The sequence below is a fragment of the Nocardia sp. CC227C genome (assembly GCF_030767025.1).
Classification (GTDB): domain Bacteria; phylum Actinomycetota; class Actinomycetes; order Mycobacteriales; family Mycobacteriaceae; genus Nocardia.
On record NZ_JASITE010000007.1, the window covers coordinates 252835 to 267330 of the forward strand.

At 68.6% G+C, this 14496-nt stretch carries 12 protein-coding genes; 5 read left to right on the forward strand and 7 right to left on the reverse strand.

Annotated features, from left to right (window positions below; all coding sequences use genetic code 11):
* Positions 1-35: 35 nt before the first annotated feature.
* Positions 36-1871: an acyl-CoA dehydrogenase family protein gene (locus tag QMO76_RS16745; protein ID WP_306362223.1), complete on the forward strand. Its 1836-nt coding sequence runs from the start codon at positions 36-38 to the stop codon at positions 1869-1871.
* Here QMO76_RS16745 and QMO76_RS16750 read toward each other — a convergent pair.
* A complete protein-coding gene (locus tag QMO76_RS16750) occupies positions 1855-2808 on the reverse strand; it encodes a helix-turn-helix domain-containing protein (protein ID WP_306362224.1) in 954 nt (317 codons plus the stop codon). The genes QMO76_RS16745 and QMO76_RS16750 overlap by 17 nt on opposite strands.
* 465 nt (positions 2809-3273) lie before the next feature.
* Between QMO76_RS16750 and QMO76_RS16755 the strand changes: the two genes are divergently transcribed.
* Positions 3274-3849: a dihydrofolate reductase family protein gene (locus QMO76_RS16755; RefSeq protein WP_306362225.1), complete on the forward strand. Its 576-nt coding sequence runs from the start codon at positions 3274-3276 to the stop codon at positions 3847-3849.
* Here the strand turns inward: QMO76_RS16755 and QMO76_RS16760 are convergent.
* The 3 genes from QMO76_RS16760 to QMO76_RS16770 all read right to left on the reverse strand — a co-directional run bounded on the left by QMO76_RS16760 (position 3831) and on the right by QMO76_RS16770 (position 7463).
* Complete coding sequence (locus tag QMO76_RS16760; protein WP_306362226.1) at positions 3831-4541, reverse strand: helix-turn-helix domain-containing protein; 711 nt, start codon at positions 4539-4541, stop codon at positions 3831-3833. The two genes, QMO76_RS16755 and QMO76_RS16760, sit on opposite strands and share 19 nt — an antisense overlap.
* Positions 4542-4748: 207 nt before the next feature.
* Positions 4749-5957 (reverse strand): cytochrome P450, encoded by a 1209-nt coding sequence (locus tag QMO76_RS16765; RefSeq protein ID WP_306362227.1) that lies wholly within the window; start codon positions 5955-5957, stop codon positions 4749-4751.
* 876 nt (positions 5958-6833) lie between these two features.
* A complete protein-coding gene (locus QMO76_RS16770) occupies positions 6834-7463 on the reverse strand; it encodes a TetR/AcrR family transcriptional regulator (protein WP_306362228.1) in 630 nt (209 codons plus the stop codon).
* Between the two features lie 74 nt (positions 7464-7537).
* Here QMO76_RS16770 and QMO76_RS16775 point away from each other — a divergent pair, with 74 nt between their 5' ends.
* Entirely contained in the window at positions 7538-8956 is a 1419-nt protein-coding gene (locus QMO76_RS16775) for an MFS transporter (RefSeq protein ID WP_306362229.1), read from the forward strand.
* Positions 8957-8962: 6 nt separating this feature from the next.
* Here the strand turns inward: QMO76_RS16775 and QMO76_RS16780 are convergent, their stop codons facing one another.
* The gene (locus tag QMO76_RS16780; RefSeq protein WP_306362230.1) at positions 8963-9787 is read right to left on the reverse strand and encodes an AfsR/SARP family transcriptional regulator; all 825 of its coding nucleotides are present in this window, start codon (positions 9785-9787) and stop codon (positions 8963-8965) included.
* 240 nt (positions 9788-10027) lie between these two features.
* Here QMO76_RS16780 and QMO76_RS16785 point away from each other — a divergent pair, with 240 nt between their 5' ends.
* Together QMO76_RS16785 and QMO76_RS16790 are read left to right on the forward strand one after the other, a co-directional pair.
* The gene (locus QMO76_RS16785; protein ID WP_306362231.1) at positions 10028-10930 is read left to right on the forward strand and encodes a helix-turn-helix transcriptional regulator; all 903 of its coding nucleotides are present in this window, start codon (positions 10028-10030) and stop codon (positions 10928-10930) included.
* A gap of 52 nt (positions 10931-10982) precedes the next feature.
* Entirely contained in the window at positions 10983-12491 is a 1509-nt protein-coding gene (locus QMO76_RS16790) for an AMP-binding protein (RefSeq protein ID WP_306362232.1), read from the forward strand.
* Here the strand turns inward: QMO76_RS16790 and QMO76_RS16795 are convergent.
* Positions 12475-12885 (reverse strand): nuclear transport factor 2 family protein, encoded by a 411-nt coding sequence (locus QMO76_RS16795; RefSeq protein ID WP_306362233.1) that lies wholly within the window; start codon positions 12883-12885, stop codon positions 12475-12477. The two genes, QMO76_RS16790 and QMO76_RS16795, sit on opposite strands and share 17 nt — an antisense overlap.
* Positions 12860-14476, reverse strand: coding sequence for a phenylalanine aminomutase (D-beta-phenylalanine forming) (locus QMO76_RS16800; protein WP_306362234.1), 1617 nt, complete (start codon positions 14474-14476; stop codon positions 12860-12862). Before QMO76_RS16800 ends, QMO76_RS16795 begins: the two co-directional genes overlap by 26 nt.
* Between the last annotated feature and the right edge of the window lie 20 nt (positions 14477-14496).

The window sequence follows — 14496 nt, forward strand, 5'->3', positions numbered from 1 at the left end:
ACGGCACGTGCGGAATCGCAGGATAGGTGAGTGCCATGACAACGACAGATTTCCCGGTAGACGGAGTCTTCGCCGAGCCGCCGCTGCGGCGCACCGACCCCGCCACGACCGTCGAGGCGTTGCAGGCGGTGATCTTCGGCAAGCACGTCGCGCTGCACACCCGGGTCCGCGACATTGTCGTCGGGCTGGCCGATCTGCCCTCCTCCGGCCTCACCTTCACCCAGGAAGCCGAACGCGCCCCGGCCCTGCTGCGAGCGGTCATCGCCGGGCTGGGGCACCCGGCCCGCGAGATCGCGGCGGACGCCCAACTGCGCGGCGCGCTCTGCGACTGGGCGCAGATCGCCGCGCCCAGGCTGCTGCTGGTGCTGACCGGCCACTTCGACCTCGCGATCGGTGCGATTCTCGCGCTCGGCAATGGATCTCGTTACCAGCAGCGGTGTCTGGCCGAGTTGGACACCGCGGCGACGCTGGGGGTGCTGGTACTGACCGAACTCGGCGGTACCAACGGCGCCGACCACCGCACCACCGCCACTTGGGAACCGGCCACCGGAGGGTTCCGGCTCACCACCCCGGCCGCCGCGGCGATCAAGTTCATGCCCAATGTCGCCGATCCGGCGGTACCGAAAACGGTGGTGATCACCGCACGGCTGGTCGTCGACGGCCGAGATCAAGGCGTGCTGCCCTTCCTGCTCGAGCTCCGCACGTCCGAGGGGCTGGCCGAGGGCGTGCACGTGGTGCGACTACCCGACAAGGACTCCGCGCCCATGGACCACGCCCTGATCCGGTTCGACCGGGTGTGGCTACCCCGCGAAGCCCTGCTGGGTGGGGATTGGGCACACATCGACGCCGACGGGAACTTCACGTGCGATCTGCCGCCCCGTAGCCGCTTCCATCGGGCGATCAGCGTTCTCGGCAACGGACGACTCGACCTCGCCAATGCCGCGATCGCCAGCGCCCGTGCCGGGTTGGCAGGTCTGGTGAACTACAGCCGCCAACGTCGTCCCGGCTCGGGCACCCTGATGGCCGACCGCGACGCGGTGCAACGTGATCTCGCCACCGGGCTCGCCGCTGTGTACGCGACCAGTGTGCTCGGGCGTCGTCTGCGCGACCTGCGCGCGGACGCCAACGTCACCGCCAAGGAGCACGCACTCTGGTCGATGCTCGCCAAACCGCTGCTGTCCGATACCGCCAACGACGTTCTCATGATGTGCCGTGATCGCGCCGCCGCCCAGGGCGCGCTGCGCATCAACCATCTCGTCGACTGGATCGGAAACCTCGCCGCGATCCGCACCGCCGAAGGCGAGAACCAGATCATGCAGATCACCGCGGGCAGACAGGGGCACACCCTCACCGCACTGCAGTTGCCGGGCACACCAACGCAGATGCCCTGGTACATCGCGATGCTCGCCGACCGCGAACGCACCATCGCCGATGCCCTGAGCGTCGGCAGCCACGAAACGGCCGGTGACATCCTCGGCCCCGATGCGGCCGCCATCGAGCTGGCCACCGCGACGGCCGAACGCCTCGCCGCCACCGCCCTGGCGACCGCGGCGTTCACCACCGCCGATCCCACCGCCCGCAAACTCGCCGTCGCCGCGGCGGCCGCCTACGCCCTCGGACGCATCCACGCCCACGGCATCTGGTACACCGCCAACCACCGACTGACTCCGCAGCGGGCCGCGGCGATCACCACCGAACTCACCCGCAACCTACGTGTGATCGCCGACCATCTACCGATGCTGGTGGCCGCGTTCGCGCTTCCCGCACTACCGGGACCCCTCTTCACCTCCGACTACATCGAGACGTGGATGGGGCACGTGGGTTGGGACAGCGCCAGCTTCCCGGAGGTCGGCTCTACCGCATACCGGTAGCGGGGTCGCCGAACAGCTTGTCACGCATCTCGATCGGGGTGAGCCCGTAGCGCTCGCGATAGGCTTCTCGAAAGCTGCGCGCGCTCGCGAACCCCTCTTCGAAGGCGACTGTGTCCATATCGAACGGCAGCGCGGTACGCACGCGTCGATGTGCGCGGTGTACGCGGACCTCGCGCAGTATCGCGGCTGCCGGAGGATACCCGGCACTCTTCAGCACCTTGTACAGCGTGCGCTCGCCGATTCCGAGCATTGCGGCGATCGCCGCGGGTGTCACCTCGGGGTCCCGCGCGTGCTGTTCGATGACTCGCCGTGCGCGTTCGGCCTCGATCGCGCGCTTGCCGAGCGCGGCGTCCGGATACGGATTGATAATCCCCCTGAGCACTTCGACCGCACTGCTGTACGCGACGCTCCAATCCACGGCCGTCCACCCCTGGGCCTCGCCGAGCAGTCTGGTCTGCGCTCCGAGCGTGCGTACCAGGGGGCGCGTCTCATCCAGTGCGAGCGGGGCTCGTTCGGCATGTGCCTCCTCGACCGAGTCCCTGCCGACGGTCAGGATCAGCGCGGTGATATCCCCCTCGTGTGTCATGAACAGCGGTTCGTGCCAACGGAAGAAGCCGACCTTGCCGGGGCGGAAGATCTCCCTGGAATCTCCTTGCTCGAATCTGAAGTTCCCCTCCAGCGGGATGAGGAGTCGGTAACTCTGGTCATCGTCGTCGGCGCGGATATGGCGCCGACTGCGCCGGTAGTCGAGCGGGGTGGTGGAGAATCTGACCAGCTGCATGGAGCCGAGCCGCTGGGCGAAGGCGGTCGAGCGGAAGTTCTCTCGGAAAGTCAGCCCTACCGATCCCTGCCTCTGCTCGAGGTAGTCGTCCCACGATCCGGCGGGATCTGTTTCGTCGGACGCGAAGTCCTCAGTCTGAAACTCCGCACCACCCATACGAACCGCCCCGTTCACACACCCGCAGCTAGCCACAAATCGGGCACCACACTACCTGACTTCCCGAGCCCCCTTCGAGCCCCGAGACGGGGTGCGGCGGGCAGAAAACGACCACGAATGGGCAGGAAAGCGATCGAGACCCGGTGGCGGCGGGACTTAGTGTGCGGTACAGACTCTCGCGGATCTGGTCGTGGTGGCATCCACCAGAACCGACACCCTGCGAGCAGGACCGGTGGGAACTGACGCGAAGGGGGCGTCAGTACCCGCCCGATGGGTCGGCGAACGTCGACCGCGGCGCCTCGGTCGACGAAGCCCGAGGCGCCGCAGTACACCTTCGCCGGCCGGGCCCGGCTGCCGCCGCGTCGCCCCGACGGTCATTGATGTCGGTTTTGTCCAAGACCGTGGTGGATTGCCGCTCTACCATGACCATCGGCACTTCGGCCGTTCGAACTTCTGGAGGGTTCCTTGACACGAGAACTGGTCTACACCGGCTTCATGACGCTCGACGGCGTGGTCGATTCGCCCGGCGGCAAGGCCGAGGGACATCGCAGTGGTGGTTGGGTGTTCGAGACCGAGTTCGTCCCGGAGGCGTACTCGCTCAAGGGAGAAGAGCTCGCCGACACCACGGCGCTGATGTTCGGCCGCCACAGCTACGAGGTCTTCGCGCCGATCTGGCCGAAGTCCGAGGACCACGCCGCGTACAAGGAGCTGCCCAAGTACGTCGTATCCACCGGCCTCACCGACGGCGACCTTGTCGATGATTGGGGTCCGACCACCATCCTGCGCTCCACCGCGGATGTCGCGGAACTCAAACGCGGCGAAGGCGGTGCGATCTTCATCCACGGCAGCGCCGAACTGGTGCGGCGGCTGGCGGAGGCCGACCTGATCGACCGGTACAACCTGCTCGTCTTCCCGGTGCTGCTGGGCGCGGGCAAGAGCTTGTTCAGCAGGGCCGATCGGGACAAGCAGCAGTTGCGCCTGGAGGATTCCGCGGCCTACGCCAATGGGGTGACCAAACTCGTCTACAGCGTCGTGCGCTGAGCGAGGTCGAGCGCGATCGCCCCGCCCTCGCCCGCGCGGAGTTGGCCCGCGGTGCGCCCGACGTATCGGCGCAGCGCCCGCGCGAGATGTGGCTCGTCGTAATACCCCAGTGCGGCAACGACTTCGGCATCGGGTACGCCCGAGGCGAGCAATGTGGCGGCGGTGCGCACCCGCTCGATCTGCCGTACCGCACCCCGGGTGAGCCCGGTCGCCGCCCGGAACCGCCGCTCCAGCGTCCGGTCGCTGACAGCGGGGCGATATCCGCGCACCGCCTCCGCGACCAACCGGTCGTGCATCACGACACCGTCGCGGACCAGCCGTTGCGCCAGTGCCTCGGCATCGTCGGGATGCGGTATCTCCCACCGGCCGCCGTCCAGCCAGAAGCCGCGCGGGGAGACGTCCGGCAGGGCGATACCGCTGTCGAGCAATGCGGTGGCGGCCACCGACCGCAGCGAGGTGCCGACCGCGAACTCGATGCCGACGAAATCGGCGTCCTCGGGCACCGGCGCGGTGCCCGTACGGGTTTCCGCGCCGGTGACGCCGACGTGCGTGCGGCCCCGTTCCACCCAGAACACCAGTCCCCAGGTGCCGGTCGCCACCGACGTCATCTCGGCCACCCGCTCGCTGCGGCAGGTCCAGACCGTGGTGATCCACGGCGAATCCGACGCGCGCGTATCGAATACCAGCCCCACGGTCGCCACTCTAATCGCGCGGTGGCCGGGGGATCGGCCGCTCGCGCCGGGCGAAGCGACCGATCGCACCCGGCCGGATCGTGGAACTCGGTGTGCGGAACCCATGCTGTGCGCACCCTGCCCGGGAGCGCAATGTGCCCGGGAGCGCACCCCGCCCGGGATCGCACCGTGCCACAGAGCACACCGTCTCCTGATGCGCACCGTCCCCTAGAGGTGGGGCAACGACGGCGACGTGTGGACGTAGGACAGTGGGGGAGAGGGTGGGAACCGGGCCGGGACGGAGGCGGGTGCGCGGTGGAATGCGCTCGCCCGCCAGTGCACCTCTTCCAGCGGCACCGCGAGTTCGATATCCGGGAGCGCGTCGAGCAGCTGGTCCAGCGCCTCCTGGACGATGACCATGGCCAGCGCGCGCGCCGGGCACTGATGTGGGCCCGCACCCCACGCCAGGTGGGAACGGTTGCCGGTGCGGTCGCCGGATACGGCGGGGTCGCTGTTGCCCGCGGCCAGGCTGACCAGCACCGGCTGGTGTTCGGGCAGAATCGCCTCACCGACGATCTGCATCTGCCGCGGGAAGCGCGGGCAGGCGTTGGCCAGCGGCGGGTCGGCGAAGAGCACCTCGTCGATGGCGTCGCGGGCGGTGAGCGCACCCGCGAGTAGTTCCTCGCCGAAGCGGTCGTCGGTCATCAGCAGCAGCAGGGTGTTGGCGATGAGGTTCCAGGTCGGTTCGCACCCGGTCGCGTACAACATGGCCAGCTGGTAGGCCACCTCGGTATCGTCCAGTCCGGCAGGGTGGTTCAACAGCCAGGTCGCCACATCGCCGGCGGGGGCGGCGCGCTTGGCGGATACGGTCTCCCGCATGGCCGCCAGCAGCATCCGATCGCCGTGCTCCACCGAGGCCGCGTCGTTGTCCTCCCGCATCAGGCCGATGGCCTCGAACGCGGCCTGGGCCGCCGCCGGTGCGAGTCCGAGTACGCGGTTGAACGCTTGGACGGTGAGTGGAATCGCGAAGCGGCTCAGCAGATCCGCGGAACCGGATTCGCAGAATCCGTCGATCAGCCGAGCGGCGGCGTGCTCGACCGTCATGGATAGTGCGAACGGATCCACGCGGTCGAGACAGTCGGTGACGGCGCGCCGGTACCGAGTGTGGTCGGTGCCCGCGCTGCGCATCGCGTCGGGCCGCCATTGCAGCATCGGCAGGGCGGGGCAGTCGCCGGTGACGCGTTGCTGCCACTGGCGTGGGTCGGCCGGGAATCGGGACGGGTCGGTGAGTACGTCCAGGGCCGCCCGGTACCCGGTCACCAGTGTGACGGGCACCCCGGGGGCGACCTCGACGGGTGCCAGCGCTCCGTAGCGGTACCGCAGATCCTGGTATGCGGCACCGGGATCGGCCGCGAATTCCGACGAGTACAGCCTCACGGGCGCACACCGCCGTCGCTGTCGTGCCCACGGAGGCCGAGGTGGTGCGGATGGGATTGCGTCGGCAAGAGCATCTCCTCAGGTGCAACTGCACGGATAGTCGATAGGGTGGGTAGCGAAACCGCCGTCGACGCGCTCCGCCCGCGCCGTGAGACAAGGAGCGTGAGTACTGCCAGGTTCGAGTGTCGATAAGACCTCGCCACGGTGAACTCCTTGCTTCATGCGGTCGGGGAACCAGCGCAAGGCTCAACTCGACATCCTGCACCGGCACGCCAAATATGTTCGACCGCAGCGTATTTAGATACCGCCGTTTGATATTAGCGGGTGAATTCGCCGCGTGCAGGGCTAACGGGCCATGAGCAACATCGCCGCGCGCCGACCGGCATCCGACCAGTTTCCCGCTTGTCGTGCGGTGGGCGCCGCGTACTGCCTGCGCGTAGGCCGCGACGCCGTTAACCGCACCGAAAGGTCGGCTTCATCTCCGTGAAATGCGAGCAATTGCCATAGCATTTCGGTTCCCGCGGTGGTCGATCGCGCGTACCGCACGATGCGAGAATATCGAAACCGAGATCGAATTCGATACTGACCGGTCGTATTTATCCAATCGGTCCGAGCACCTGGAAATGGCCGGTGCGAGTCGATTCGACGGCTATGTCGCATTCGTCCAGGGGCAGTCGCCGAGGAAGTCGAAACCGATGCGGCTGAGCGCGAATGCGGTTCGGCCTCGATTCGCCAGGTATCGATCGACGGCGGGCACGACGAGACCGCCGAGGTGGCTGACAATGCTGCTCGTCCGGATCCCGCTCGCGTGCGCGGTCGATATGCAGCGGTTGTCGGCGACCCGGACGAGGTAGCGGTCGGGGTCCGCCGGTGTGGTCACCGGGCCGCTGTTCGGGGTGCGCTCGCGGTGGTGAACAGCTGCTCGAGGTGGTAGCGCACCACCGCGACGGCGTTGTCCACGCTGCGCTGACCGACCAGGATGCTGGTGCCCAAGCCGTTGGTGAGTGTGACCAATCGGGTCGCCTCGATCATGACGTCGACGTGCTCCGCCAATTCGCCCGCGGTCCGCGCATCGGCGAGCGCGGCGGCGAGCTGTTGTTCGAGCCGGTCGACACCGCTGATGAAGGGCTGTGCGGCGAGTAGGGGGTCGGTCATGGCGAGTACCGCGTAGGAGGTGCCGACCAGGTGGAAGACCCGGCTGGGCGCATCGGTGGGCAGCGCTTCGAGTAGGAACGCCTCGATGACGGCGCGCGGCGGCGGGGGGTCGGGGAGGTCGGCCAGTCGCCGCGCCCAGCGGCGGTGGCTGCGCTGTTCCAGATGTTGGAGCGCGCCGATGAGTAACTGCTCCTTGTTCTGGAAGTAGTACTGCACCAGGCGCAGGGACACCTGCGCCTCGGCCGCGACCGATCGCATCGTCACCGCATGCAGCCCGTCGCGGCTCGCGACGCGGACCAGCGCTTCGGCGATCTCGGCGCGTCGTGTCGCGTGGTCGGGGGTCCGGGGCACGGCCGGTCCTTTCGCTGTCGGAGGCGGTATGATACAAGTGTATATGATACAAGCGTATAAGCCAGGAGGCGGGGATGGCTCGACCTGATGTCCAGGCGGATCGTGTAGTCGAGAAGTCCAGCGGTGCGGCGAAAGTCGTGCTGGCGGTGGCCTGCGCCGCCCAGTTCATGGTGGTGCTGGACATCTCGGTGGTGAATGTGGCGCTGCCGTCGATCCGGGACGCGCTCGGCTTCGACGAGACCGGACTGCAATGGGTGGTCAATGCCTACGCCCTGACCTTCGCGGGCTTCCTGCTGCTGGGCGGTCGGCTGGCGGATCTGTTCGGACGCCGCCGGATCTTCCTCACCGGCCTGGTGCTGTTCGCCGGGGCGAGTCTGGCGGGCGGCCTCGCCGGTTCGGCCGCACTGCTGGTGGTGGCGCGCGCGGTCCAGGGTTTGGGCGCGGCGGTGCTGGCTCCCGCGACCCTGACCATTCTGACCGCGACCTTCCCCGAAGGACCTGCCCGCACCCGGGCACTGGCGACCTGGACGGCCGTGGGCATCGCGGGCGGCACCGCGGGCAATCTGGTGGGCGGCGTGCTCACCGAGTTCCTGTCGTGGCGGTCGACACTGCTGATCAATGTGCCCATCGGGGTGGTGGCGGTGGCGCTCACCGCCCGCACTGTGGCCGCCGACCGCCCGAGCGAGGCGCGGCCGCGACTGGACGTGGTGGGCGCGGTGCTGGCCACGGCCGGTTTGGGCGCGCTCGCCTTCGGTGTCGCCGAGGCGGCGAAGTCGGGGTGGGACTCGCCGGCGACGATCGCCGGTATCGGAGCGGGGGCAGGTCTGCTCATCGCGTTCGTGGCCGTGGAGGCGCGGGTGGCGGTGTCGCCGCTGATTCCGTTGCGCCTGTTCACTATTCGCTCGGTCTCGGTGGGTAACGTGGCCATGCTGCTGGCCGGAGCCTGTCTGAATCCGATGTGGTTCTTCCTCACCCTGTCGATGCAGAACGTGCTCGGATACAGTCCGCTGCTGACCGGATTGGCCTTCCTGCCGCACACCGTGGTCGCCATCCTGGTGGGCGCGCGTGCGACACCGTGGCTGATGCGGCGTGCGGACGGGCGAGTCCTGATCATGGTGGGCTCGTTGCTCGCCGCGGTCGGATTCTGGTGGCAGGCGCAGCTCACCGTCGACAGCGGCTATGTGCTCGGAATACTCGGTCCCGCCATTGTTTTCAGCGTCGGCAGCGGCCTGCTCAACACCCCGATCACCACGGCGGTGACGGCCGGCGTGCCCACCGCCGACGCGGGAGCGGCCTCGGGCGTGATGAATACCGCCAAACAGGTCGGCGGTGCGCTCGGCCTGGCCGCCTTGATCACCGTGGCCGGTGCGCACGGCGGTGCCCCGGACGTGCTGCTCGACGCCTACAACCGCGCCTTCTACGCCATCGCGGCCGTCATGATCGTGGTCGCGCTCGTCGCCGCGGCCCTGCCCGCCCAGCGCGATCGGGACTGAGCGCGGTCAGGCCGGTCGTGAGCCCGGCAGCCCGGGATCGTCGTCCGCGCCGCTGAGGATCTGCATGTGCAGGCGCTGGAACGACTGCGACGGGTCGATCCCGAGTTCGCCGCGCAGTTGCCGCTGCAGTTCGGCGTAGACCTCGAGCGCCTCCACCCGCCGCCCGGTGCGGGCCAGCGCGTCCATCAGCTGGTAGTGGAACCACTCCCGCAGCGGATACCGGCCGCACAGCTCGTGCAGTTCGACGATGACCTCGCTGTACCGGGCCAACCGCATCTGGGCTTCGATGGCGAGCTGCTGTGCGGCCATGATCTCCTCGGCGAGCCGGACCGCGCTCGCGGTGAGCACCTGACCGAGGGCGACATCCATCATCGGGTCGCCGTGCACGAGGCCGAGTGCCCGGCGGGTCAGCGAGACGGTGATCTCCGGGTCGTCGTACAGATGCGCCCTGGCCTTGGCGGCCAGGGCGCGGAAGCGGGCGAGGTCGATATCGACGATGTCCTCGCACAGCGAGTATCCGGGTGAGTCCGTTCTGAGCACCCGCCCGCCGCACTCCCGGCCGTCGAGGCCGTCGATGGCCTGGCGCAGCTGGTAGATGTAGGTCTGCATGGTGGTGGTGGCGCTGCGTGGCGGGTCCTCTGCCCAGAGTTCGGCGATCAGCGTGTCGTGCGTGACCACCGTCCCGGGTCGCAATGCCAGAACAGCTAACACTTGGCGAACCTTGGGCGAGAGTGTCGCCTCGGCTCGTCCGGCCCCGAGTCGCACCGGGCCCAGCAATCGCACCGCCAAGCCGGTGGGCTCCGCGGTCAGTCCTCCCTCGAGCAGCTTCACGCAAAACCTCCAGGTAAGTATCTGGAATCCCCCGTATCGACGCTGATCTGGAAATCCCCTCGAATGTGGTCAAGACTGGCCGGATTCGGCATGGCCCCGCAACCGGAGGATGTTGTTTCGGCCACATGCAGACACGGATTCACTTCTGAACGGAAGTATGTGGAGGTGAATGGCAAGTGGTGGGCTACCTCATGTCCGGGAGTGGTCACGGACCGCGATGAACACTAGGCTTCCTGCGGTATGACCTCCGCGACCCCCGTCGGTGGTGCGGCCGTCGGCCTCGTCTACCGGTTCGTCCGTGACGAGCGCCGCGTGCCCCTCACCGCGATCTCGCCCTCGATCGGGCGGCCGGATCGCGATGTCGACAAGGCACTGGACTACCTGCGATTCCACCGTCTGGTGGACGACTCCCGCGATACGGCCGGCGCGGTCCGGGCCACGAGTCCGCTGCTGGCCCTGGGGCGGCTGGCGCTGCTGGCCATGGCGGACGAGATTCCCGAGGTCGACCTGGCGGGCTTGGTCGCACCCGAAACCGTCGCGCACGCACTCCAGCACGCCGCGTTGCAGTCGGCCACCCAGCACATCGCGGTCAGCATCGACTGTTTCACGGCGCTGACCGAAACCGCGGTCACCATGGCCCAGCGCAATCTCACGGTGTACCACGCCCGGCCGCTGCTGGGTTCGGCGCAGGCGGTGCGGACCATTGTCGAATACGCACAGCTGAAGGGGCTTCCGGTGACGAGCGTCTGGTCCCGGGCCTTCGTCTCGGCGGCGGAGAACGCCGAGCTGCAGCAGTGGCTGCGGGAGCGCGACATCGCGATGGTCGTACACCCCGCCAGCGACGTCCGCGGCATCGTGATCGACGACGGACGTCTCGGCGTGCTCCACCACGATCTGGAGGGCGTGGTGGTCCGCACCCACTGCGACGGTCTCGCACCGGATGGCGTCGGGTGTCGGCCCGCATCCCGTCGGCTGCGTGTGCTGCGCGGCGTCATCGACGGCGACACCGACGAGGAACTGTCCGTCCGGCTGAATGTGAGCGTCAAGACGATTCGCCGCGACGTTACCCGGGTACGGGAGCTGCTCGGCGCGTCGAGTCGCACGAGTCTCATCGCGACCGCGCGCATGTTGCACCTGGCCTGAACCTCGATCGATCTTCGAAGGGGTCTCGAAGCGGGTGTCGGGTACTGGTGCGGTGAATGCGATTCCGGACAACGCGGACAACGCGGCGCCTCTGCTCACCCTCGTCGATCGAGTCGTCGCCCGCGGCGACGGAGCGCGTCCCGCCATCTGGACCGATGACGGTCCGATCAGCTACCTGGGACTGCTGGGTCTGATCCGCGTCGCCGCATGGCGGTTGTGGGCACTGGGCGTGCGGCGTGAGGACCGGATCGTGGTGGAACTCGATGATTCCGTCGAGTTCGTCGCGGCATTCCTGGGGGCCGTGCGCATCGGGGCGGTGCCGGTGCCGGTCAACCCCTGGGCGGATCTGGCCGACTACGCCGTGGCAGACAGCGGCGCCCACGCGTGGGTGACCGATCGGGTGGACAGCGGCGGCCCCTGTCAGATCGTCACGGGGCGGGAGCTGATCGCCTCGCCGCCCGGCGATCTCGACATCGGGCTCCCGCCAGCCGTCGTCGACGGCGAGGACACCGCGTTCTGGCTCTACAGCTCCGGCTCCACCGGTCGCCCGAAGGCGGTGGTGCACCTGCACCGAGATATCGCCGGAAGCTGTGCCGGCTACGCCGGGCGGGTGCTCGGCGTGCGGCCCGACGACGTGTTCTTCTCCACCGCCAAGCTGTTCCACGCCTACGGCCTCGGCGGTGGCCTGCTGTTCCCGCTGTGGCACGGGGCCTCGGTGGCGTATCTGCGGGGCAAGCCCGGTCCCGAGGGCATCGCCCGGACCATCGCGAGGCACCGGCCGACGGTCTTGTTCTCGGTACCCGCGCTCTATCACGCGATGCTCCGACATCGCAGCGGCGCAGAGCGTTTCGAATCGCTGCGGCTGTGCGTATCGGCGGCCGAACCGCTGACCGAGCCGGTCTGGGAGCGCTGGCGCGACGTGTTCGGGCTCGAGATCCTCGACGGCATCGGTTCGACCGAGATGCTGCACATCTATTGCAGCAACCGGCCGGGCGACGTGGTCGCCGGTTCGGCCGGACGGCCGGTCCCCGGCTACGAACTCGATCTGCGCCCGCATCCGGGCGCGCCCGAGCCCGGGGCGGGCGAGCTGTGGGTGCGGGGACCGAGCACCTTCGACCGCTACTGGCGGAATCAGGACGCGACCCGAGAAGCGTTCCAGGGCAGCTGGTTCCGAACCGGAGACTGCTTCCGGGTGGTCGACGGCCGCTACTGGTACCTGGGCCGGCTCGACGACCTCATGAAGATCGGCGGACTGTGGGTTTCGGCCCACGTGATCGAATCCGCGCTCATGGCGCATCCGCTCGTCGCCGAGGTCGCCGTGGTGGCGGTCCGCACGGCGGAGATGAATCGGATCAAGGCCTTCGCGGTACCGGCCCGCTCGGTGCCCGAGCACGAGTCGAGTGCGCTGATCGCCGAGCTGCGGCGCTGGTGCGCCGACCGGCTGCGGGCCGACCAGGTGCCGCAGTACGTCGAGCTGGTGGACTCGCTGCCGAAGACGCCGGGAGGCAAGGTGCGCCGGTTCGCCCTGCGGGAGCGGGAAGCTCCTAGCGCGGTGGGATGATCCGCGTGACGTGGATCGAGCCGATCCGCTCCCCGGCCACGGTCAGCGAGAACCGGAACTCACCGCTGGTGTCGGCCGCGCCGTTCACGCCACGCTGCGACTGATGCGCCACCACCAGCGCCGCGCTCCCCAGCGGCACCACCAGCGCCGCGCTCCCCAGCGGCCTGATGTGGAGGTCGGACAGTTCGAAGGCGTCGTTGCGCACCGCGCCGGTGCGGTACTTGTCCAGCCATTGCGCCTTCGTCCGCACCCACCCCATGGGCCCGACGCCGAGGAAGTCGTCGGCCAGCAGTGCGTCGAGCGAGTCCGGGTCGCCGGCCAGCTCGGCCCTGCGCCACCGTTCGACGATCTCGGTGATCCGTTGCGGCTCAGACATGTTCGGCGGCGCGGTCATCGCGGTACTCCTCGTCGTCGCTGGGCAGTCCGGCGAAGTCGCCCGCCTCCTCGCTGAGCAGGAACTCGGCCAGGGCCTCCAGATGATCGGTGATGGTGACATCCCGGTCCAGGTAGGGCACGACGGTGCGCACCCGTTCGTACAGTGGGCGCGTCCACGAGCTGAGACCGTCCGCGCCCCGGATGTCGACGGCCTGGCAGGCGCACAGCAATTCGAACGCGATCACATAGGCGGCGTTGCGCAGAATCTCCCGGGCCCGGCGGGCAGCGACGAATCCGAAGGACACGATGTCCTGGAAGTCGGCGGTGGTGGTCAGCGACTGGACGGAGACGGGGACGGTGAGGGTGCGGGTCTCGGCCGTCACGGACGCGGTCATGAACTGCCCGCCCATGAGGCCCAGCCGGAGTCCGGGATCCTCCCGGCACAGGAAGGGTGGCAGGCCATTGCTGTTGGACTGGTCGAGGAACCGATCGACGCGCCGGTTGGCGAGGTTGGTCACGGTGGTGAGGGCGATGCCCAGGTGGTCCATGGCCATGGCGATGTACTGACCGTGGAAGTGCCCGTTGTGGAAGGCTTCCCGGATATCGGGCAGCACGATGGGATTGTCACTGGTGGAATTGAGTTCGTTCTCGACGGTCGTCTCGATCCAGTCCAGGCTGTCGAGCACCGGGCCCAGGATCTGCGGCGTGCAGCGAATGGAATACGCGTCCTCGATCGCCATCTTCTCGACGCCGCCCGCCGCGCCGTCGCGGCGGGCGGCGAGGATCGCCTCGATATCGCGTTCGGACCGCGCCAGTCCGGAGTCGCGCAGGCCACGGTGGATGCGGGCGGCGGCCCGCGCCTGGCCACGGTGCGGTTTGACCGCGTGCACCCGCGGGTCGAACGGATCCACGATGCCCGCGAGACCCTCGATGGCGAGAGCGGAGATCACGTGGTACAGCTCGACCAGCCGCCGCGCGGACCGGTAGGTGAGCAGGGCGATGCCCACCATCCCGGCGGTGCCGTTGATCATGGCCAGGCCCTCCTTGTAGCCCAGCCGGGCCGGGGTGATCCCGGCCCGCCGCAGGGCCTCACCGCCGTCGAGGATCTCGCCCCGGTAGCGGGCCTTCCACTGTCCGATGCCGACCATCGCGATATAGGCGAGGGGGCCCAGATCGCCGCTGGTGCCCAGCGATCCCTTCTCCGGAATGCAGGGCACGACATCGGCATTCAGCATGGCGATGTAGATGCGGAGGTTCTCCGGCCGGATGGCGGAATTGCCCAGTGACAGCGAGACGATGCGGGTGATCATGATGGCGCGGGTGGTGTCCGCGTCGAGATAGGCCCCGACATTGGTGGCGACGGCCCGGATCAGGTTCTCCTGCAACCGCTGTGCGTCGGCGGCCGGGACGAAGCGGTCGGCGAATCCGCCGACGCCGGTGGTCACCCCGTAGATGATCCGGCCGTCGGCGACGAATTCGTCCAGCAGCGACCGGGATTCGGCGACACGATGCCAGGAGCGATCGTCGAGGTCCACGGGCCACCGGTCGAGCGCGGCGCGGGCCACCTGGTCGAGGGTGACGCGGTCATCGAGTCGAATGGTCAATCCCATGGCTACGAGCCTTTCTCGAA